Source organism: Branchiibius sp. NY16-3462-2 (assembly GCF_001594145.1).
Classification (GTDB): domain Bacteria; phylum Actinomycetota; class Actinomycetes; order Actinomycetales; family Dermatophilaceae; genus Branchiibius.
Genome location: NZ_LVCF01000040.1, coordinates 1 through 21,418 on the forward strand (window position 1 = coordinate 1; position 21,418 = coordinate 21,418).

Below are 21,418 nucleotides of genomic sequence, written 5' to 3' on the forward strand. Positions count from 1 at the left end.
CTGGCAATCAAACTCGACAAGAGCACCCAACGTCAAAAACGTCAGGCAACAATTATTCGCTGACAACCAATCAAAAAACAATTGGCATCAATCACTCGACACACTATTGAGTTCTCAAGAAACACGCTGTCCACCGTGATCTTCCCTTGCGGGTTTCTCACCGAGGCAACTTCTAAAACTTACCACCGCTACTTGCGACTTTCCAAATCCGCTTTTCCGCCCGATCCGAGCGGATCTGCAGGTCCACGCGAGCGCGACGAATCGTCGTACTCGAGACTTGGAAGGTGCCCACGAAGCGGGGCGATGAGCCGGGACCGGCCAGCCTTCCGGCTGTCCGTGCCTCCCTGGCAACCCCGTGAACATTACGCGACGAGGCCGATGGCGCCAAAACGGGGGGGGTGCCCCCCCACGATGTGAGCAGCCACCCGCCGCAGAGTGGGAAACCGCAGGTCAGCGCGGCATCCGAGCCGCTGCCTGGTGCTTGCGGCCGCGTTTGAGCAGGGCCACGCGATCATGCAGGTAGTCCTTCTCCTCCAGCACCGCGGTGATCGAATCGACCTTTGCGTTGTTCAGCGAGATCCCACCCTCGGTGACTAGGCGCCGGGCGGCGTTACGGCTGTCGGCGATCCCCACCGCCACCAACGCATCGACCAGCTCGGTGCCCGGTGGCACGTCGGCGCCCGGCAGTTCGTTCGTGGCACCCCGCAGGGTGTCCGCGTCCAGCGCCGTGATGTCGCCCTTGCCGAACAGCGCTTCGGAGGCCGCCTTCACCGCATCCGTTGCCGCCTGGCCGTGCACCAACGTCGTGACCTGCTCGGCCAGCGTGCGCTGCGCGGCCCGGCGGAAGGGCTCCTGCTCCACCTGTCGCTCCAAATCCTCGATCTCTGCCCGCCGCAGATCCGTCAATGCCTTGAGCAGGCTGATGACCGAGGCATCCTCGGTGTTGAGGAAGTACTGGTAGAAGGCGTACGGCGTGGTCATGTCCGCCGACAGCCACACGGCATTGCCTTCGGACTTGCCGAACTTGCGCCCCGTGGAGTCGGTCAGCAGCGGCGTGGCCAGCGCATGCACCGTCTTGCCCTCCACCCGGTGCACCAGATCGACACCGGCGGTGATGTTTCCCCCCTGGTCACTGCCGCCGATCTCCCGCGTGCAGTTGTGGGCGCGGAACAACTCCAGGTAGTCCATCGCCTGCAGGATCTGGTAGCTGAACTCCGTGTAGGAGATCCCCTGTTCGCTCTCCAACCGGCGCGCGACCGCTTCCTTGCGAATCATCGTGTTGACCCGGAAGTGCTGGCCGATGTCGCGCAGGAAGTCCAGCGCACTGAGCGGCGCCGTCCAGTCGAGGTTGTTCACCAGGATGGCGGGGTTGTCACCGTCGAAAGCCAGAAGCGGCCCGACGAGCGCCTTGATCCGGTCGACCGACTGCGCGATCGTCTCCTTGCTCTGCAGCACCCGCTCGGAGTCCGGCTTGGGGTCACCGATCAGACCGGTCGAGCCGCCGACCAGGCAGATCACCCGGTGACCAGCGGCCTGCATCCGCCGCAGGACCGACAACTGCACGAAGTTGCCGAAGTGCAATGACGGCGCACTGGGGTCGAACCCGCAATAGACCGTGATCGGCCCGTCGGCGAGTGCCTTGCGCAGCGCGGACTCGTCGGTGGTCTCCGCCACCAGTCCCCGCCACTGCAGCTCGTCGAAAAAGTCGCTCACGATCGTGTTGTCCTGTCTGTCGAAGATGGCTGACTGCCTGGTCAGCTTGGCGTACGCCGAGTGGCCCGGCGCGCTCTATTCTCACCTGCCGGACGGTAGGCGGAGACGAACGGGTCACCGGCCAGCCAGAACCGCCAGGGGAACAGCGTGCCGTCACCGCCGGCCCCGCGGACGCCGACCCGTGGTCCGGATTCGATTGCCGTCGCCGGCGCCGCCTCGTGCAGGATCACCGCATGCTCATCGCCACGTGAGGACACGACCGGCGCGCCATTGTCCGCAAGGGTGAGCCCCAACGCCTGCGCCAATCTGGCCGGCCCGCGCGCCAGGTCCCGGTCGGTGACGGCGCCCCGCCGCCCCCGGGCGATGTCGATCCCGTCGACGATCTCGCCGGACCGGATCAGCGCCGCGGCGGCCGAACCGTTTTGCGACAGAACGATGTTGGCGCAGTGGTGCATTCCGTAGGTGAAGTAGACGTACAAGTGCCGTGGCGGACCGAACATGACCGCGTTGCGGTTCGTGCGGCCGCGGAAGGCGTGCGAGCCGGGGTCGACCTCCCCGGCGTACGCCTCGACCTCCGTGATGCGCACGGTGACTCCCGCGTGGGACAGCTGCGCGCCGAGCAGCGCCCGGGTCTGGTCCAGCAGCAGAGGTACGTCGAGAGGCACGTCAGCGGATCTGCGGCAGTTCGTCGGCCCAGGTCCGGTACTCCTGCGAGGTCTTCGTCGCCTGCGCCAGCTGTTCCTCGACCCGTGCCGGAGCAGTCCCACCGGTGGCGTCGCGGGAGGCGAGCGAGCCCTCGACGGTGAGCACTCGGCGTACGTCGGGGGTCAGGTTGGGATTGATCGCCGCCAGGTCCGCGTCGGTCAGGTCCCAGAGCTCGATGCCGCGCTCCTCGCACTCCCGCACGCACGCACCGGCCACTTCGTGCGCGACCCGGAACGGGACTCCCTCACGAACGAGCCACTCCGCGATGTCCGTCGCCAGCGCGAACCCCTGCGGCGCAAGCGATTCCAGACGTTCGGTGTTGAAGGTCAACGTCGCGACCATTCCGCTCACTGCCGGCAGCAGCACCTCGAGAGTGTCCACCGCGTCGAAGACCGGCTCCTTGTCCTCCTGCAGGTCGCGGTTGTAGGCCAGTGGCAGCGCCTTGAGAGTCGTCAGCAGTCCGGCCAGGTCGCCGACCAGACGGCCCGCCTTGCCGCGGGCCAACTCCGCCACATCGGGGTTCTTCTTCTGCGGCATGATGCTCGAGCCCGTCGAGTAGGCATCGTCGAGCGTGACGAAGGAGAACTCCTTGGTCGCCCACAGCACGATCTCCTCGGCGAGCCGGGACACGTCGACCGCGGCCATCGCGGCCACGAAGGCGAACTCGGCGGCGAAATCACGACCGGCAGTCCCGTCGATCGAGTTGGCACTACTGCGGGTGAAGCCCAGGTCCTGCGCCACTGACAGCGGATCCAGACCCAGCGACGAACCAGCCAATGCCCCTGAGCCGTAGGGCGACTCGTCGGCGCGCCGATCCCAGTCGCGCAACCGGTCCACGTCGCGCAGCAGTGCCCACGCGTGCGCCTGGAGGTGATGGGACAGCAGCACCGGCTGGGCGTGCTGCAGGTGGGTGCGCCCGGGCATCGCCACCCCGAGGTGCGCCTGCGCCTGGCCGAGCAGCGCGTCCACCACGTCCAGCAGCAACGCCGCGACGGAGCGGGCGTGCGCACGCAGGTACATCCGGAACAGCGTGGCAATCTGGTCGTTGCGCGAGCGACCGGCCCGCAACCGTCCGCCGACGTCGGCACCAGCGCGTTCGATCAAGCCGCGCTCCAACGCAGTGTGGACGTCCTCGTCACCGGGCGCAGGAGTGAACTCACCAGAACGCACGTCGGTCAGCAACTGGTCGAGACCGGCCAGCATCGCGGTGAGCCCCTCGTCGTCCAGCAGGCCCGCCGCGTGCAGAACACGGGCGTGCGCCCGTGAGCCGGCGATATCGAATTCGGCCAGGCGCCAATCGAAATGGGTGGATTTGGACAGTGCGGCCAGGGCATCGGCCGGCCCGCCGGCGAAGCGGCCACCCCACAAGGCGAGATTGCCATCGGTGTTCACGCGGACTCCTCCTACTGCTGTGCGAGTTCGAGCAGCGTGCGCACCAGGCGGGTCGCAGCGCTCTTGGACTCGGTGATGATCAAGATCGTGTCATCGCCGGCGATCGTTCCGAGCACCGACGGCAGCCCGGCGTGATCGATGGCTGAGGCCAGGAAACTCGCGGCACCCGCCGGAGTCCGCACGACGACCTGGTTGGTGGCACCGACGGCGGTGACCAGGAGCTCGCCGGCCACCCGCCGGAGACGGTCGGTCGGCGCCTCGATGTCCTCGCCGCCGGCGCGCGGGGCCGGGTCACCGCCTTCGCCGGGGACGGCGTAAACCAGATCCCTGCCGCGGCGCACCTTCACCGCGCCGAGTTCGACCAGATCGCGCGACAGGGTCGCCTGGGTGACATCGACTCCGTCCAGCGCCAGCTGCTCGGCGAGTTGGGTCTGTGAGCGGATCATCTGGCTGGCGATGATCTGGGCGATCCGCTGCTGACGGCCGGTGCGGGTGGCGACGATCATCCCTGCTCCAACAGGAACTCCAGCAGCGCCTTCTGCGCGTGCAACCGGTTCTCGGCCTCGTCCCAGACGACCGACTGCGGCCCGTCGATCACTGCCGCCTCGATCTCGAAACCCCGGTAGGCGGGCAGGCAATGCATCGCGATGGCGTCGGGCGCGGCGTACGTCATGAGGTCGGAGGTCAGCGCGTACGGCGCGAACGGGGAGTCCGTGCCCTTCCGCTCGCCTGCCTCGTCCTCCATCCCCATCGAGACCCAGGTGTCGGTGATGACCACGTCCGCTCCCGTCACGGCCGCGACGGCGTCAGTCCCGATCTGGACGCTCCCGCCCGTCGATGCAGCGAGTCCGGTTGCCCGGGAGACGATCTCAGGGGCCGGTTGGTGGGTACCGGGGCCGGCGAGGCGCACGTGCAGACCGGCCAACGCACCGCCGAGCAGGTAGGAGTTGGCCATGTTGTTGGCGCAGTCGCCGACGTACGTCATCGTCAGACCGGGTAGGGCGCCCTTGTGCTCGGTGATCGTCAACAGGTCGGCCAGGATCTGGCAGGGGTGGAAGTCGTCGGTCAGCGCGTTGACGACGGGGACATCCACGAACTGGCTCATCTGTTCGAGGCGCTCCTGGGCGTAGGTGCGCCACACGATCGCCGACACCTGTCGGCCGACCACCCGGGCGACGTCCGGGATGGATTCACGGGTGCCGATCTGGGCCAGCTTGCCGTCCACCACCATCGGGTAGCCACCCAACTCCACGACCCCGGTGCTGAACGACAACTGCGTCCGCAACGTCGGCTTGTCGAAGATCAATGCGACCGACCGGGGCCCTGCCAACACCCGGCTGGCGAACCGCTCCTTTTTGAGTTCGGCTGCGCGCGTGAGGATCTGCGCCTGCTCGGCGGCTGTGATGTCGTCGTCGCGCAGGAAGTGCCGCACCATCACGCCACCTCCAGCAGGTCCGGCAGCGCGCCGACGAACTGGTCGATCTCGGTGGTTCCGATGATCAGCGGCGGAGCCAGGCGCAGCGCGTCGGGTGCCACCGGGTTGATGATGATGCCGCGGTCACGCGCCCGCTCGGCGACCTGGGCGGACACCGGCTCGGCCAGGGTGATCGCGCGCAGCAGGCCCGCTCCCCGCACGCCGGTGATCAGCGGGTGGCGCAGCGTCGTCACCTGCTGCGTGAGGTACTCACCCATGCGTTGGGCGTTGCCCACCAGCTCCTGCTCCTCGATGGTCTCCAGGACAGCCAGGCCGGCCGCGGCTGCCAGGGGGTTGCCGCCGAAGGTCGAGCCGTGCTGTCCGACGGTGAGCAGATCCGACACCGCAGCACCGAAGGTGACCAGTGCTCCGATCGGCACGCCACCACCCAGGCCTTTGGCCAGCGTGATCGCGTCCGGACGGACCTCCTCATGCTCATACCCGAACCAGCGACCGGTGCGGCCGATGCCGCTCTGGATCTCATCGACGATGAGCAAAGCACCTGCAGCAGTAGTGATCTCGCGAGCAGCGCGCAGATAGCCAGCATCCGGTGCGATCACCCCGGCCTCGCCCTGGATCGGTTCGAGGACCACTGCGCCGGTCTCCTGCGACACCGCCGCACGCAGAGCATCGACGTTTCCGTAGGGCACGTGAGAGACACCCGGGATGAGCGGTTCGAAGGGCTCGCGGTACGCCGGTTTGTAGGTCAGCGCCAGCGCCCCCGTGGTGCGGCCGTGGAAGGCGCCCTCGGCGGCCACGATCCCCGTGCGCCCGGTGCGGCGGCTGAGTTTGATGGCTGCTTCGATGGCCTCCGCGCCGGAGTTGGCGAAGAAAACCTTGGACCCGTCCGGCGCCTTGCTGAGATCCAACAGCCGCTCGGCCAATGCGATCTGCCCCGGGGAGGTGAACAGGTTGGAGACGTGCAGCGCCTCACCGGCCTGCTTGGAGATGGCACTCACCAACGCGGGGTGCCCGTGGCCGAGTGAACTGACCGCGAGCCCACCGACCAGGTCGAGATACTTGTTACCTTCGACATCCCATACGTAGCAACCAGATCCGTGGCTAAGGACCAGCGGCGGGCGGCCGAAGACTCCGAGCAGGCTGGCCTGATAGCGATCGAGCAGACCGTCATTGGTCAGGTGGTCAGTCATCCATTCCCTCCTCGGGGAGCACCATGGTGCCGATACCGGCATCGGTGAAGACTTCGAGCAACAACGAGTGCGGCGCGCGTCCGTCGATGACGTGCGCTTGCGGGACGCCGCCGCGGATCGCGCGCACGCACGCTTCCAGTTTGGGGACCATGCCCGAATCCACTCGTTGCAGAAGCTGTTCCGCGCGGTCCACCGGCAGTGACGACAGCAGGGAGTCCCGGTCGGGCCAGTTGTCGTAGACGCCTTCGACATCAGTGAGAACCACCAGCTTGTGAGCGCCGAGAGCCACGGCCAGCGCACTGGCTGCGGTGTCCGCGTTGACGTTGAGCACGTCCCCCTCGTTGTCCAGATCGGGCGCGATCGAGGACACCACCGGAATCCGACCGGCTCGCAACAGATCTCGCACGGCAGCCGGGTTCACGGTGACAACGTCGCCGACCAGGCCGATGTCGACGGTCTCACCGTCCACCAGCGCACCGCGGCGACGTGCACCGAACAGCGAGCCGTCCTCACCGGACAGTCCCACGGCCAGGGCGCCGTGCGCGTTGATCAGGTTGATCAACTCCCGCGAGACCTGACCGGTCAGCACCATCCGGACGATGTCCATGACCTCCGGGGTGGTCACCCGCAGGCCGCCCTTGAACTCAGAGACCAGGCCGACGCGGTCGAGCATCGCCTGGATCTGCGGTCCGCCGCCGTGCACCACGACCACCCGCAGACCGGCGTACCGCATGAAGGCAACGTCCTGGGCGAACGCGGCCTTGAGGGTCTCGTCGGTCATGGCGTTGCCGCCGTATTTCACCACCACGAGGGCATCCTGGAACCGCTGCAGCCACGGCAGCGCTTCGACCAGCGTCGCTGCCTTGCCCGCGGCGACGCTCAGATCAGTCGGTGGGCGTTGCTTCTTGACCTCGTCGGCGCTCATGTCGAATACGCCGAGTTCTCGTGCACGTAGTCGTGCGTCAGATCGTTCGTCCACACGGTGACCGTCTCTGCCCCCGCGTTGAGATCAACCACCAGGTGCACCTCGCGGCCGGACAGGTCGACCAACGAACGGTCGTCGCCCACTCCCCCGTCGCGGCAGACCTGCACGCCGTTCATGCTGACGGCCAGCTGCTCGGGCACGAAGGCCGCCTTGGTCGTACCGACGGCCGCAAGCACCCGCCCCCAGTTCGGATCGCGGCCGAAGATCGCGCACTTGAACAGGTTGTTGCGGGCGATCGCGCGGGCCACTTCCAGGGCATCGTCCTCGCTCGCGGCCGTGCGCACCTCTATCGCGATATCGTGCGCCGCGCCTTCTGCGTCGCCGATCAACTGACGCGCCAGGTCGGCGCAGCACTGGGTGACGGCACCGGCGAGTTCCTCGGTCGTGGGCCGGATGCCACTGGCACCGGAGGACATCAGCAACACTGTGTCGTTGGTGGACTGGCACCCGTCGGAGTCGATCCGGTCGAACGTCACGTGCGTGGCCGATCGCAGTACGCCGTCCAGCACCTGATCGTCGACCACCGCGTCCGTGGTGAGGACTACGAGCATCGTGGCCAGAGCCGGCGCCAACATGCCGGCCCCTTTGGCCATGCCGCCGACGACCCAGCCGTTGCCCTGCACCACAGCGGTTTTGGCCACTGTGTCCGTGGTCATGATGGCTTCGGCAGCGGCTGCGCCACCATCAGCGGTGAGCTGCTGGCCGGCCTCGGCGATGCCAGCGGACAGCTTCGGCATCGGCAGCAGTTCGCCGATGAGTCCGGTCGAGCAGACCACGACATCACCGGCGGAGAGCCCGGTGACCTCGGCCACCTGCTCGGCGGTGCGGTGCGTGTCCAGGAAACCCTGGCTGCCGGTGATCGCATTGGCACCGCCGGAGTTCAGCACCACCGCGTCCACCCGGCCGTCCGTCACGACCTGCTTGCTCCAGGTCACCGGGGCGGCACAGACCCGGTTGCTCGTGAAGACCGCCGCCGCGTGATGATCGGGGCCGTCGTTGACGACGAGAGCGACGTCCGGCCTCCCGCTCGGCTTCAGCCCGGCAGTCACCCCGCTGGCCCGGAACCCCTGTGCTGCAGTGACACTCACGGCGATACCCCTGTCGTGGGAAGCCCCAGGGTCTCCTCGAGGCCCAGGGCGAGATTCATGCTCTGGACGGCACCACCCGCCGTACCTTTGGTCAGATTGTCGATCGCGCTGATGACGATCAGCCGCCCAACCCGCTCATCGACGGCGACCTGCAGTTGCACGTTGTTCGAGCCGAGGACGGCACCCGTGGTCGGCCACTGTCCCTCCGGCAGCAGGTGCACGAACGGTTCGCTGCCGTAGGCCTTCTCGTAGACCTCCCGGACCTGCGCCAGATCGACGCCAGCGGACAGGGGCGCCGAGCAGGTCGCGAGGATGCCGCGGGGCATCGGCGCCAGCGTCGGGGTGAAGGACACCGTGACGGGTGATCCAGCGGCGAGCGAGAGGTTCTGCTCGATCTCGGGGGTGTGCCGATGGACGCCGCCCACGCCGTACGGACTCATCGAACCCATCACCTCTGCGCCGAGCAGATGCGGTTTGAGGGACTTGCCGGCACCGGAGGTGCCACTGGCCGCGACGATGACCACGTCGCGGCGGGCCACGATCCCCGCCGCGAAGGCGGGAGCGAGCCCGAGCGAGGTCCCTGTCGGATAGCACCCGGGTACGGCGATCCGCTGGGCGCCCTGCAGCGCGGACCGCTGTTTGGTGTCCGGACCGGTCAGTAGTTCCGGCAGTCCGTAGGGCCAGGACCCGGCGTGATCCGAGCCGTAGAACTGCTCCCAGGCGCCCGCGTCGGTGAGTCGGAAGTCCGCGCCCGCGTCGATGACGACGGTGTCGGGCAGTTGCTCGGCCACCGCGGCGGACGTGCCGTGCGGCAGAGCCAGGAACACTACGTCATGACCGGAGAGCACCTGCGGATTCGTCTCCTGAAGAACGACATCCGCCAGCGGAGCCAGGTGCGGCTGCAGGTCGCCCAGACGGGAGCCTGCCGACGATCCGGCGGTCAACGCACCGATACGCACCTGCGGATGGCCCAGGAGGAGGCGCAGGATCTCACCGCCGGCGTATCCGCTGGCTCCTGCCACGGCAACTGAAAACACCTGCATGACTATACACAGTCACGCAGATTCATGCAGCTACCGTTGCACCGCGCCGACGGCCGAAGCAGCCCGTGCGACGGCCGCGTCCCGGAACGCGTTGACCTCCTCGGTCTTCAGCGTGCGGTCCGGGGCACGGAAGACCAGCCGGTAGGCCAGTGACTTCTTCCCCGGCTCGATCCGCTCGCCCTCATAGACATCGAACAACTCGATGGATTCCAGCAGGTCGCCGGCACCTTCGCGCAGCGCGGTCTCCACATCGCCAGCGGGCACTGCGGCGTCGACGAGCAGCGCGACATCGGAATCGGCCATCGGCATCACGGACAGCGCCGTGGCCTGCGGGGTGTTCTCGCTGAGGCGGATGAGTTCGTCCAGCAACAACTGACCTCCGACGACCCGCGGCGGAAGACCCAGCCGCTGCAGGGTCTTGGGGTGCAACTCACCGACGTGACCCAGGAAGGTGCCGTCGGCGGCCTCGACCCGCCCGCTGCGGCCGGGATGGAAGGGTGCGGTCGCTTCCGGGGTCACCGTCAACGGGACGGCCAGCGCCGCGCCGAGGGCCTGCACCGTCTCCAGGGTGTCGGTCCAGTCGGCCGGGCGACCCGGGCCGGTCCAGCCCGCGGGCGTGCGGTCACCGGTGAGCAGGAAGGCCAACTGCCGGGGCTGCGGCGGGACCGAACCCCGGATCGCATCCAGGACCTCGCTCGTGGGATGCACGCCGACCGGGCTGTACGGCGCCTGCGTCAACGGCCCGTCGATCGCGGCGACGAGCCCCAGTTCGAAGATCGCGACATCGGAGAAACCGCGAGCGACGTTGCGCCGCAGGATATCCACCATCGTCGTGAGCAGACTGATCCGGAACAACGGCTGCTCGTCCGACAGCGGATTGATCAGCGACACGGTGCGGGCGCGGGCCTGCGTCGGGTCCCAGCCGAACGCCTCGTGGACGTCGTCTCCCACGAACGGTGCGGACCAGACTTCGTTGAACCCGCGGGCGGCGAGCACGTTCGCGACCAGCCGCCGCACTTCCTGGCCGTGGGTCAGCCCGCGACCGCCGGGCGGGGTCGGCAGGATGGAAGGGATCTGCTCGTAACCGCGGATCCGGGCGACCTCTTCGATCAGGTCGGGACCGGTGGTCAGATCCGGCCGCCACGAGGGGGGTGAGACGTGCAGGGTGTCGCCGGATCCGTCGACGGTGCAACCGATCTCGTGGAGTACGTCGATCACCTGGGTGGCCGTGTACGGCACCCCGACGAGTCGGCCGGCGTCTGCAGGGTCGAAGTCGATGACGGTCTGCGGCAATGGGAGCTGGACGTCGGTGACCCCATCGTCGGCGGTTCCACCGCCGTACTCGACCAGCAGGTCGACCGCGAATTGCGCTGCGGCAGCGGCAATCTGCGGGTCCACCCCGCGCTCGAAGCGCTTGGCCGCTTCTGACGGCAGCTTGTGCCGCCGGGCGGATCGCGCCACGGACGTCTGGTCGAACCGCGCTGCTTCGATCAGGATGTCGGTGGTCGCATCGGTGACCTCGGTCGCCTCCCCGCCCATCGTCCCGGCGATGGCGACCGCCTTCTCGTCGTCGGCGATGACCAGGTCCTCGTCGAAGAGGGTGCGCTCAACACCGTCGAGGGTTTTCAGAGTCTCCCCCGGTGCGGCGCGACGGACGGTGATGCCGCCGCGCACGGTCGCCAGGTCGAACGCGTGCAGCGGCTGACCCAGGGCCAGCATCACGTAGTTGGTGACGTCCACCGGTAGCGAGATGGGTCGCATGCCGGCTTCGGTGAGGCGGGTGGCCAACCACGCCGGGGACGGCGCGGAGGGGTCGACGCCGCGGACGATGCGCGCGACGTACCGGCTGCAACCGACCCGATCACGGATAGGGGCCCGGTCATCCAGCCGGACGGGGAAGCCACTGTCGTTCGCGGCCGGGGCACGCTGCGCGAGAGCGGTCACCGGGTCGGTGAAGGTGGCACCGGTCGCGTGCGAGTACTCGCGGGCAACGCCCCGCAGACTGAAGCAGTAGCCGCGGTCGGGCGTCACGTTGATCTCGACCGTCTCACGATCCAGACCGAGCAGGGCGATCGCGTCCTGGCCAGGGGTCAGGTCCACCCCGGGGAGCCGCTCCGCCAACCGGATGATCCCACCGGAGCCGTCGTCGGGTAGCCCGAGTTCGTCTGCGGCGCAGATCATTCCGGCGGAGACGTGGCCGTACGTCTTGCGAGCCGCGATCGCGAAACCACCGGGCAGCACCGCGCCGGGCAGCACGACGACCACGAAGTCGCCGGCGGCGAAGTTGTGCGCGCCGCAGACGATGCCCTGCGGCTCACCGGTCCCGTTAGCGTCACCGACGTCGACGGTGCACCAGTTGATGACCTTGCCGTTCTTCTGTGGCTCCGGCTCCTGGGTCAGCACCTTGCCGACCACCAGCGGCCCGGTCAGGTCGCCGCCGTGCAGACCTTCTTCCTCCAGACCGACCTTCACCAGCGAGGCGGCCACGTCCGCGCCGCGCACGCCCGGCGCCAGATCGACGTACTCCCCCAGCCAATCGAGCGGAACCCGCATCAGATCTCCAATCCGAACTGCGCGTCGAAACGCACGTCACCCTCGATCATTTCGCGCATGTCGGCCACCCCGGTGCGGAACATCAGCGCGCGGTCCACGCCCATCCCGAAGGCGAAGCCGCTGAACCGGTCGGTGTCGATGCCGCACGCGCGCAACACGTTCTGGTTGACCATGCCGCAGCCACCCCACTCGATCCAGCCGGTGCCGCTGCACGCCCGGCAGTCCGGGTCGGTGCCGCGACAGACGAAGCAGCGCAGGTCCATCTCGGCGCTGGGCTCGGTGAAGGGGAAGTACGACGGGCGCAGGCGCGTGGTGATGCCCTCACCGAAGAGCTCGCTGGCCAGGCGGTCCAGGGTGCCCTTGAGGTTCGCCATCGTGATGCCTTCGTCGACAGCCAGACCCTCGACCTGGTGGAAGGCAGGCATGTGGGTCGCGTCGAGTTCATCGGTGCGGAAGACCCGCCCGATGCAGGCGACGTACAGCGGCGCGCCGCGCTCGAGCATCGCCCGCGCCTGGATCGGTGAGGTGTGCGTGCGCAGCACCAGTCCGGCTGATGGCGGGTCCACATAGAAGGTGTCCTGCATCTGCCGGGCCGGGTGGTCGACATCGAAGTTCAACGCATCGAAGTTGAACCACTCGGCCTCGATCTCCGGGCCTTCGGCGATCTCCCAGCCCATCCCGACCATGATGTCGGCGATCCGGGTGCCCATGAGTTCGGTCGGGTGCCGGTGACCCAGGGGTTCGCGCCGCGGCACGAGGGTCATGTCGACTGCTTCGTCGATCAGGATCCGCTGGTCGCGCTCTTCCTCGAGTTCGCTCTGCCGCTCCTTGAGGGCGTGACCCACCCGGCCTCGCGCCTGACCCACGCGTTTGCCGGCCTCGGCCTTCGCCGTCGGCGGCAGCGCGCCGATCTCGCGGTTGGCCAGCGCCAGCGGCGACTTGTCCCCGGCGTGCGCGATCCGCACCGCCTTGAGGTCATCGAGGCTGCTGGCCCCGGCGATCGCCGTCAGCGCAGCCGAGACCGCTTCGTCGATCGCTGCAGGATCGAGCGCGGAGACCTCGACCGGGTCGTATGAAGTGTTGGGACCGGACACGATCAGCCAGTCTACGGAACCGCCGGGGTGCCCCGCCGCTGAGTATCAGCGCTGGCGTACATGCACACGGTGGCGGCCATCGCGAGGTTGAGGGATTCGGCGTGCCCGTAGATCGGCACCCGAACGACCTCGTCGCACAGGTCCCGCACCTCCTGCGGCAGGCCCCAGGCCTCGTTGCCCATCAACCAGGCATGGCGGCCAGTCAGATCGGCGTCGGGTAGCAGCACCTCACCGGCACCGTCCGCAGCCAGGACTCTCAGGCCGGCGTCCCGGCAGGCGTCGATGATCGTCTCGACGGGGTGGCCGATGCTGATCGGCAGGTGCCACAGGGACCCGGCCGTCGAGCGGACGACCTTGGGGTTGTAGATGTCGACGCTCGAGTCGCTCACAATCACCGCGGCAGCACCGGCGGCGTCAGCGCCCCGGATGACCGTGCCGGCGTTGCCGGGGTCGCGGACGTTGGACAGTACGACGACGAAACCGCCGTCGCCGTCCAGGGCCTGCTCCAGAGGTACGTCGATCGGCCGGGCCACCGCCAGAATCCCCTGTGGGTGCGCGGTGTCGACCAGTGCTGCGAAAACCTCGGGGCTGCACTCGTGCAGCGGGACGCCCAGCGGCTCCGATCGGAACTCGGCGGTGCGCTCGGGGACGCTGCTATCGACGTACACCTCCAGCACCGTCCTGGGCGCGAAGGCGAGTAATTCGCGGGCGGCCTGCGGGCCTTCGGCCACGAAGCGGCCGGCCCGTTCACGTGCAGAACGCCGACCCAGCGCCCGGACCGACCGCACCCGCTCAGCGCGGGGATTGGTCAGCACGGGGTGGGCCGGCGTTCCGGCAGGGTGTGCAGGCTCAGGCGGCCGGCGCGGCGGCCGGGACGTTGGCCTTGGCGATCTCGACCAGAGCGGCGAAGGCGGGCGCGTCGTTGACGGCCAGCTCGGCCAGCATGCGACGGTCGACCTCGATCTCCGCGGCCTTCAGGCCCTGGATGAACCGGTTGTAGGTGATGCCGTTGGCGCGGGCGCCAGCGTTGATGCGCTGGATCCACAGGCGACGGAAGTCGCCCTTGCGCGCCCGGCGGTCGCGGTAGCTGTAACCCATCGAGTGGGTGACCTGCTCCTTGGCCTTGCGGTAGAGCCGCGAGCGCTGGCCGCGGTAACCGCTGGCCTGCTCCAGGACTGTCCGGCGCTTCTTCTGGGCGTTGACCGCCCGCTTCACGCGTGCCACGTGAGTACTCCTTCTAGCTGGTAAAGATCGGGAATTACTTGCCGAGCAGACGCTTGACGGCCTTGGTGTCGGCCGGTGCAACGACGACGTCGTTGACCAACCGGCGCGCGTCGCTGCTGCTGCGCTCCTGGAACTTGTGCACGTGGCGTGCGCGCTGGCGCATGATCTTGCCGGAACCGGTGACCCGGAACCGCTTCTTCGCACCGCTGTGCGTCTTGTTCTTCGGCATGGGCCGATCTCCTTCTGGCTCGTGCTGTGTCGCAGCCGGTGGGCTGCGCTCTGTGTCTACCGGCCGGGGCCGGAGGTCTGTGTCCGGCTCAGGCCGGTTGGTTCTGCTCGCTGGGCGCGGCGTCAGCTGCCTGCGCCGGCTCCTGCTGTTCGCGACGGCGACGGTTCTCCGCGCGGGCCTCGGCCTTCTTCTTGGTCGGACCCAGCACCATCACCATGTTGCGCCCGTCCTGCTTGGGCGAACTCTCGACGAAGCCCAGGTCCGCGACGTCCTCGGCCAGCTTCTGCAGCAACCGGAAACCCAGTTCGGGACGGGACTGCTCGCGACCGCGGAACATGATCGTCACCTTGACCTTGTCACCGGCGGAGAGGAACCGCTCGACGTGGCCCTTCTTGGTGCCGTAGTCATGCGGGTCGATCTTCGGCCGGAGTTTGATCTCCTTGATGACCGTGTTGACCTGGTTCTTGCGTGCTTCGCGTGCCTTGACCGCGGCTTCGTACTTGAACTTGCCGTAGTCCATGAGCTTGGCAACGGGCGGCTTTGCCATCGGGGCGACCTCGACCAGATCGAGATCTGCCTCCGCGGCCAGGCGCAACGCATCCTCCACACGGACGATGCCGACCTGTTCGCCGTTCGGCCCGACCAACCGCACCTCGGGAACCCGGATGCGGTCGTTAATACGAGGCTCGACGCTGATGTCTACTCCTTCGTCGTTCGCGGTGTACCACCCGGAGACGAAGAAGGGCTCCTCGTCACCGAAGTGCGCGAGGAGCCCAAAAAGCATGCAAGCATCAAGTACGCCGAGTGGCGGACTGCTGCTCACACCGGACCTGGCGACATGCCTGTCGACTCAGGTGGAAGTTCGGGACTTCTCTTGCACACCGATGCTGACGCACCGGTCGGTTATCCAAGGTTACCAGCGACTGCGCCCTGCCCTGAAATCGAGGAGTGCAGCGCGGCCGCCAGATCGCCGCGCAGCGTGACTGCGATGTCCTCCAGTCCGAGCCAACCGGCCAGGCGGCGCAATTCCTGCGCCATCGCCTCGGCGGTGTGGGCTGGGGCGTGCGACTCGGCGTACGCCGCGTGGACCAGGAGGCGACCACCTCGCCGATCGGCTTTGAGATCCACCCGGGCCACGACCCGGTCACCGAGCAGGAACGGCAGCACGTAGTAGCCGTGCACGCGCTTGGCAGCCGGGGTGTAGATCTCGATCCGGTAGTGGAAGTCGAAGAGCGCCTCGCTGCGCGGGCGGTACCAGACAACGGGATCGAACGGGCTCAGCAGCGCCTGGGCGCTCATCCGGCGAGGGATCCGGGCCTGCGGATCGAGGTAGGCGGGCTGTTTCCAGCCCTGCACCCGCACTTCGCGTAGCTCACCGGACTCGACCAACGTTGCGATCGCCGGTTTGGTCTGGGTGTGGTGCATCCGGTAGTAGTCCTGCAGCGTGAGTTCCGTTGCCACACCGAGGGATCGGGCGGCGCGGCGGATCAGCTCACGGTGCGCTTCCTCGTCGCTGGGCGTCGGCTGATCGAGGACCGCGGGCGGAATGACCCGCTGGGGCAGGTCGAAGATCCGCTCGAACTGCGCGTTGCGCTCGGCGACGGCCAACTCCCCCACGATCCATAAGTAGTCCAGGGCCTCCTGGGTCGCCGACCAGTTCCAGCCCCAGTTCTCCTTGCTGCGCTCGCTGCCGTCGTCCAACTGCCGGGGTGTGGCGGCTCCCTCTCGACGGATCCGGTCCAGGACCTGCTCCAGGAGTGCGGGCTGCTCGCGCTCGACGCGGGAGCCTTTGGCGCGGTAGCGGGCCATCCGGTGCTGCATGTACGGCCAGAGGTCGACCGGCATGTAGGCGGCGCAATGCGCCCAGTACTCGACCAGCCGCCGCGGCCTGGTCGAGGTTGCCCGGTGCAGGAGCGCCGTGTCGTAGGGACCCATCCGGGAGAACAGCGGCATCAGGTGCGCCCGGGCGAGCACGTTGACCGAGTCGATCTGCAGGACACCGGTGCGGGCGACCGTGCGCTCCAGGGTGCGCATCGTGGGCGCGGCGTGCGGCGGATCAAGGAAGCCCTGGGCCGCGAGAGCGATCCGCCGCGCCTGGGACAGGGAGATCTCATCGCTCACCCCGCCAAGGTAACGGTGAGCACGGACAGTCTCAGATCGACGTACGCCGATCGCCGGCGATCCAGTCGCGCACGAGACCCGCGAGCGGGGTCGGCTGGCCGTCGAGATCGACCAACATGTCGACGCCATGACCACGCTGCTTGCTGCTGAACAACTTCGGCCGGGCGGGCGATGCCTGGACCGCTGCTTGCAACGTGCTTGGCGAGACATTTGTGTCGGTGGCACTGCACGCGACCAGCAGCGGAACGGTGGTGCGGGCGGCGGCCTGCTCGGCGGGCGTTTCGTCGTACCAGGTGGGCGGTCCGGACAGGTCGACGACGGCGTCGGCACCGGCCGGCTGACCCTCGGCCAGCGCGATCGTGCCACCCATGGACGCCCCCACCAGGGTCACCGACGTCGTGGGGCTGCGCCGGGCGAAGGCGACCAGGGCATCCACCTGCTGCCGCGGTGTCGCGGTGCATTGCGACTGACCGAAGCCGCACTGGTCAACGACGATGAGGCGGATGTCGCCGCGCGCCCACCGAGCGGCGTACGGCCACCACTGACACAGGTCGCCGTCGGACTGGTGCAACAGGACGCCGACCCGTCGCCCCGCCCCGACTGAGGCCACTGTCAGGCCGCCCCCGGTCACGGGCACGCTGGTGACCACCGCCTTACCGGGGGCCTTCACCTTGCAGCGGGTTGCCGGATCAACCACGGCCGCAGGCGCATTCGAGCTGGTGGCCGCAATCGTGGGCGACACAGACTGCGTGGCCGGCGGACCGGCGCTGCCACTTCCGCACCCGGCAGCGAGGCCAGCGATCAGCAGAGCCAGGACCAGAGCCGGAAGGGCACGCATATGTCAAGATTGACATATGCGAGAGCAGAAGGGCAGAACTGGGACCTCCTTGTTGGGGTACGCCGTTCTCGGGATGCTGGCCCGAGCACCGGGCACCGGCTATGACCTGTCGCAACGGATGCAGCGCACCATCAGCTTCTACTGGACGTGGCAGCACAGTCAGGTCTACGGCAAGTTGCAGCAACTCGAGGCCGACGGTCTCATCCGGCATCGGGTCGTCGCCGGCGCCGGACCGCGTGACACCAAACGCTATTCACTCACTGCCGCGGGTCGCCGATCGCTCGAAGCCTGGGTGAGCACTGCTCCCGAACCGCATGAGGACCGTGATCCGCTGCTGCTGCGGGTGCACTCGTTATGGACCATCGACCGTGCCGCGGCCCGGACGCTGATCGAGGAAGCGCGCGACGACAGCATCCAGCGGCTGGCGGTCTACACCGCCATTGCCGAGGAGATCGCCACCGACGGCCACACCAACGATCCGGGCCATCCGGACTTCGCCAGCTACGCCACGGTGCAGGCGGGCATGATCTTCCGGCACGGCCGGATCCAGTGGTGCGACTGGCTACTGCGTCAGTTGAACACCGATTGACCGTCGGGTCTGGTCATGGATGGCTGGTTTTCGCGCAGACAACCGGCCATCCGTATCCGAAGCCGACGAGGCCCGGGCCAGTCGGGAGCGCGTCAGGCCACCAGGGCGTGACGTGCCCGCAGCACCCGCGACCGGGCCAGCAGGGCTGTCCCACCACCGAGCGCGATCACGGCGCCGATGATCGACACCACCAGCAGGCCGGCGCCGAAGCCGCCGGCGTCGATGGCGATCCCTGCCAGCGGGGCACCGAGCGCCGAGCCGGCGGTCATGAAGGAACCGTGCCAGCCCATCGCCTCGCCACGGGCCGCCGCGGGAACGACGCGGCTGACCGCGTCCACCGTGGCCGTGATGGTCGGCGCACAGAAGAGCCCGGAGAACACCGCGAGCACAGCGAACACCCACAGGTTCGGCGCGAACGCCATCGGCACAGTCGTCAGCGCCAGCATCAACAGCAGGATGAACGGGGAGAAACCGCGCGACATCGCCCCATAGACGAGGCCGCCGACCAGCGAGCCGAAGCTCCACGGGATCAGCACGACGGCCAACTGCGACACGGCGTCCCAGTGCCGCATGGCCGCAACGATGGCCACGTCGGATCCGCCGAGCACGATGGTGGACGCCGTCGCCGCCAGACAGATGGCGATGAACGGCACCCGGAACCACGAGCGCCGACTGGTCGCACCGACCTCTGACTCGTCGACCTCTGCGGACCGAAGCGCCGGGTTGGCCCACCACAACACCGAGGCAAGTACGACGCCGAGCATCTCGATCCCGAACAGCACCCACGAGGTGGGCAGGAACGTGGTCAGCCAGACCACGACGACGGGCCCGATCATGAACGCCAACTCGACGGACATCCCGTCCAGGGACAACGCCGTACGCCGCTGGTCATCGGGCACCGCGGCGATGACACCCTGACGGATGATCGAGAAGGTCGGCACGACGAAGAGTCCACCGATCACCGCGAGCACCAGCAGCGGGACATACCCCACGAAGGGTGCGATGGACCAGCAGATCGCGCTGACGATCATGGAGGGAAGCAGTACCCGCCGCAGCCCCATCCGGTCCAGCAACCGGCCGCGCCACGGCCCGGAGATCGCAATGGCGATCGTCGCCGCGGCCGCCACGAGTCCGGCGTCCGCATAGCTGTGACCCAGGTGGGTTACGACGTGCAGGGTCAGGATGATTCCGGCGCTGAAGATCGGCATCCGCAGCAGGAATCCCAGCAACAACACGCGACGGGCGTCGCGGATCGACAGGACGCGCTGATAGGGCTGCAGGGACATGCGGGAGATACTTCCATTTCGAAACTTCGATGTGCAACTGTTTTCCAGGATGCGGAACGACGGTGCACTCGCGATCATTCCCGCGGCCACCGACAGCCACTTCGGCCCACCCATTAGGGCGACGAGTTAGGCGGGCCTGTCTTGAACCGTTCCAGACTGCGCGATTGATTAGACATCACCCACACCTCAAGGAGATCCGACATGTCGGAGAGCACGAAAACGTCCATCGAGACCGCTCCCAGCCCGGAAGCGAACCTGGGCTCCACGACCGACACCGGCGCGCCCGCTGTCAGCGACCGCAACTCCCTCACCATCGGCAACGACGGCCCGATCCTGCTGCATGACGTGCACTTCCTGAACCAGATGGCGCACTTCAACCGCGAGCGCGTCCCCGAGCGCAATGTGCACGCCAAGGGCTCCGGCGCCTTCGGCGTCTTCGAGACCACGGAGGACGTCAGCAAGTACACCAAGGCGGCCCTGTTCCAACAGGGCGTGAAGACCGACATGCTCGCCCGCTTCTCGACCGTGGCCGGTGAGCAGGGCTCGCCCGACACCTGGCGCGATCCGCGCGGGTTCGCCCTGAAGTTCTATACGACGCAGGGCAACTACGACTTGGTCGGCAACAACACCCCGGTGTTCTTCATCCGCGACACCATGAAGTTCCCCCACTTCATCCGCTCCCAGAAGCGCATGGGCGGTTCCGGGCTGCGCGACAACCACATGCAGTGGGACTTCTGGACCCTCAACCCGGAATCCGCGCACCAGGTCACCTACCTGATGGGCGACCGGGGGATCCCCACGAGCTACCGGCACATGAACGGTTACGGCTCGCACACCTATCTGTGGATCAACGAGGCCGGTGAGAAGCACTGGGTCAAGTACCACTTCCACTCCGACCAGGGCGTCGAGGGCCTGACCGGTGAGGATGCGACCCGTATTGCCGGCGAGGACGCCGACTTCCACCGCCGCGACCTGCGCGAGGCCATCGATGCGGGCGACTTCCCCAGTTGGACGCTGTCCATCCAGGCCATGCCGTACGAGGACGCCAAGGACTACCACCTCAACCCGTTCGACCTGACGAAGATCTGGCCGCACAGCGACTACCCACTGATCAAGGTCGGCACGATGACCCTGAACAAGAACCCGGACAACTTCTTCGCGCAGATCGAGCAGGCGGCGTTCGAGCCGTCCGCGATCGTCCCCGGTATCGGCTTCTCCCCCGACAAGATGCTGCTGGGCCGGGCGTTCGCCTACTCCGACACCCACCGTTACCGGATCGGCCCCAACTATCTGCAGTTGCCGGTCAACCAGCCGCGGGTCGACCTCAACACCTACACGTTCGACGGCCCGATGGCCTACGAACACAGCGGCAACGACCCGGTCTATGCACCCAACAGCGCCGGCCGCGGCTACGCCGACGAGGTCGGTGAGGTCGAGGACGGCTGGGAGACCGACGGCGCCATGGTCCGCGCCGCCTACACGCTGCGTGCCGACGACGACGACTTCAGCCAGGCCGGGGCCCTGGTGCGCGAGGTGTGGAACGACGACCAGCGGGCCGCTTTCGTCGACACCGTCGCAGGCCACCTGCTCGGGGGCGTGAAGTCCCCGGTGCTGGAGAAGGCCTTCGACTACTGGAAGAGCGTTGACGCCGAGACCGGCGCCGCCATCGAGGCCAAGGTAAAGGCCGACTCCAAGTCACCCAACCCCGGCGGCGAGGCCGACGCCGCCAAGGAGAACGAGCCGATCAAGGAAGACGCGTCGAACGCCGCGCACTGATCACCCGCACACAGGCAGACGGGTACGCCGACCGGCGTACCCGTCTGCCCTTCTCATGTCCCTAGAAAACGCGAGGGGTACGTCGACCCACCGGTCGGCGTACCCCTCGCCTTGTTCGTGGTGAAGGAGAAATCCTGACCCGGCGGGAATTATCCGG

20 protein-coding genes are annotated in these 21,418 nt (G+C 67.8%); 2 read left to right on the forward strand and 18 right to left on the reverse strand.

From position 1 onward, the window contains the following. Window positions 1-450: 450 nt before the first annotated feature. The 17 genes from tyrS to AZH51_RS13465 all read right to left on the reverse strand — a co-directional run bounded on the left by tyrS (window position 451) and on the right by AZH51_RS13465 (window position 17,610). Window positions 451-1,713 (reverse strand): tyrosine--tRNA ligase, encoded by a 1,263-nt coding sequence (gene tyrS / locus AZH51_RS13385; protein WP_291525103.1) that lies wholly within the window; start codon window positions 1,711-1,713, stop codon window positions 451-453. Between the two features lie 41 nt (window positions 1,714-1,754). Then, complete coding sequence (locus AZH51_RS13390; protein ID WP_291525105.1) at window positions 1,755-2,378, reverse strand: DNA-3-methyladenine glycosylase; 624 nt, start codon at window positions 2,376-2,378, stop codon at window positions 1,755-1,757. A gap of 1 nt (window position 2,379) precedes the next feature. After that, the gene (gene argH / locus AZH51_RS13395; protein WP_291525107.1) at window positions 2,380-3,810 is read right to left on the reverse strand and encodes an argininosuccinate lyase; all 1,431 of its coding nucleotides are present in this window, start codon (window positions 3,808-3,810) and stop codon (window positions 2,380-2,382) included. Window positions 3,811-3,821: 11 nt separating this feature from the next. Continuing rightward, window positions 3,822-4,316, reverse strand: coding sequence for an arginine repressor (locus tag AZH51_RS13400; protein WP_291525109.1), 495 nt, complete (start codon window positions 4,314-4,316; stop codon window positions 3,822-3,824). Beyond that, window positions 4,313-5,245, reverse strand: a complete 933-nt coding sequence (gene argF / locus AZH51_RS13405; protein WP_291525111.1) for an ornithine carbamoyltransferase — start codon at window positions 5,243-5,245, stop codon at window positions 4,313-4,315. Before argF ends, AZH51_RS13400 begins: the two co-directional genes overlap by 4 nt. Beyond that, entirely contained in the window at window positions 5,245-6,435 is a 1,191-nt protein-coding gene (locus tag AZH51_RS13410) for an acetylornithine transaminase (RefSeq protein WP_291525113.1), read from the reverse strand. The genes argF and AZH51_RS13410 overlap by 1 nt, the downstream gene beginning before the upstream one ends. After that, entirely contained in the window at window positions 6,428-7,360 is a 933-nt protein-coding gene (argB, locus tag AZH51_RS13415) for an acetylglutamate kinase (protein WP_291525116.1), read from the reverse strand. The genes AZH51_RS13410 and argB overlap by 8 nt, the downstream gene beginning before the upstream one ends. Further along, window positions 7,357-8,508, reverse strand: coding sequence for a bifunctional glutamate N-acetyltransferase/amino-acid acetyltransferase ArgJ (gene argJ, locus AZH51_RS13420; protein ID WP_291525118.1), 1,152 nt, complete (start codon window positions 8,506-8,508; stop codon window positions 7,357-7,359). Before argJ ends, argB begins: the two co-directional genes overlap by 4 nt. Further along, complete coding sequence (gene argC, locus AZH51_RS13425) at window positions 8,505-9,551, reverse strand: N-acetyl-gamma-glutamyl-phosphate reductase (protein ID WP_291525120.1); 1,047 nt, start codon at window positions 9,549-9,551, stop codon at window positions 8,505-8,507. Before argC ends, argJ begins: the two co-directional genes overlap by 4 nt. Before the next feature lie 30 nt (window positions 9,552-9,581). Continuing rightward, on the reverse strand, window positions 9,582-12,104 hold the full coding sequence (pheT, locus tag AZH51_RS13430; protein WP_291525122.1) for a phenylalanine--tRNA ligase subunit beta: 2,523 nt from the start codon (window positions 12,102-12,104) through the stop codon (window positions 9,582-9,584). Continuing rightward, window positions 12,104-13,198, reverse strand: coding sequence for a phenylalanine--tRNA ligase subunit alpha (gene pheS / locus AZH51_RS13435; protein ID WP_291525124.1), 1,095 nt, complete (start codon window positions 13,196-13,198; stop codon window positions 12,104-12,106). The genes pheT and pheS overlap by 1 nt, the downstream gene beginning before the upstream one ends. An 11-nt stretch (window positions 13,199-13,209) precedes the next feature. Continuing rightward, on the reverse strand, window positions 13,210-14,013 hold the full coding sequence (locus tag AZH51_RS13440) for an RNA methyltransferase (protein ID WP_291525127.1): 804 nt from the start codon (window positions 14,011-14,013) through the stop codon (window positions 13,210-13,212). A gap of 34 nt (window positions 14,014-14,047) precedes the next feature. After that, window positions 14,048-14,422, reverse strand: a complete 375-nt coding sequence (gene rplT / locus AZH51_RS13445) for a 50S ribosomal protein L20 (RefSeq protein WP_291525128.1) — start codon at window positions 14,420-14,422, stop codon at window positions 14,048-14,050. 34 nt (window positions 14,423-14,456) lie between these two features. Next, window positions 14,457-14,651 (reverse strand): 50S ribosomal protein L35, encoded by a 195-nt coding sequence (rpmI, locus tag AZH51_RS13450; protein WP_109684804.1) that lies wholly within the window; start codon window positions 14,649-14,651, stop codon window positions 14,457-14,459. 88 nt (window positions 14,652-14,739) lie between these two features. Next, on the reverse strand, window positions 14,740-15,435 hold the full coding sequence (infC, locus tag AZH51_RS13455; RefSeq protein ID WP_291525132.1) for a translation initiation factor IF-3: 696 nt from the start codon (window positions 15,433-15,435) through the stop codon (window positions 14,740-14,742). Window positions 15,436-15,554: 119 nt separating this feature from the next. Beyond that, window positions 15,555-16,772, reverse strand: a complete 1,218-nt coding sequence (locus AZH51_RS13460; RefSeq protein WP_291525134.1) for a crosslink repair DNA glycosylase YcaQ family protein — start codon at window positions 16,770-16,772, stop codon at window positions 15,555-15,557. A gap of 31 nt (window positions 16,773-16,803) precedes the next feature. Next, window positions 16,804-17,610: an alpha/beta hydrolase gene (locus tag AZH51_RS13465; RefSeq protein ID WP_291525136.1), complete on the reverse strand. Its 807-nt coding sequence runs from the start codon at window positions 17,608-17,610 to the stop codon at window positions 16,804-16,806. A gap of 16 nt (window positions 17,611-17,626) precedes the next feature. Here AZH51_RS13465 and AZH51_RS13470 point away from each other — a divergent pair, with 16 nt between their 5' ends. After that, complete coding sequence (locus tag AZH51_RS13470) at window positions 17,627-18,199, forward strand: PadR family transcriptional regulator (RefSeq protein WP_291525138.1); 573 nt, start codon at window positions 17,627-17,629, stop codon at window positions 18,197-18,199. Between the two features lie 92 nt (window positions 18,200-18,291). Here AZH51_RS13470 and AZH51_RS13475 read toward each other — a convergent pair whose 3' ends face one another. Further along, entirely contained in the window at window positions 18,292-19,485 is a 1,194-nt protein-coding gene (locus AZH51_RS13475) for an MFS transporter (RefSeq protein ID WP_291525140.1), read from the reverse strand. Between the two features lie 201 nt (window positions 19,486-19,686). Between AZH51_RS13475 and AZH51_RS13480 the strand changes: the two genes are divergently transcribed. Beyond that, on the forward strand, window positions 19,687-21,261 hold the full coding sequence (locus tag AZH51_RS13480) for a catalase (RefSeq protein ID WP_291525142.1): 1,575 nt from the start codon (window positions 19,687-19,689) through the stop codon (window positions 21,259-21,261). Window positions 21,262-21,418: the final 157 nt, after the last annotated feature.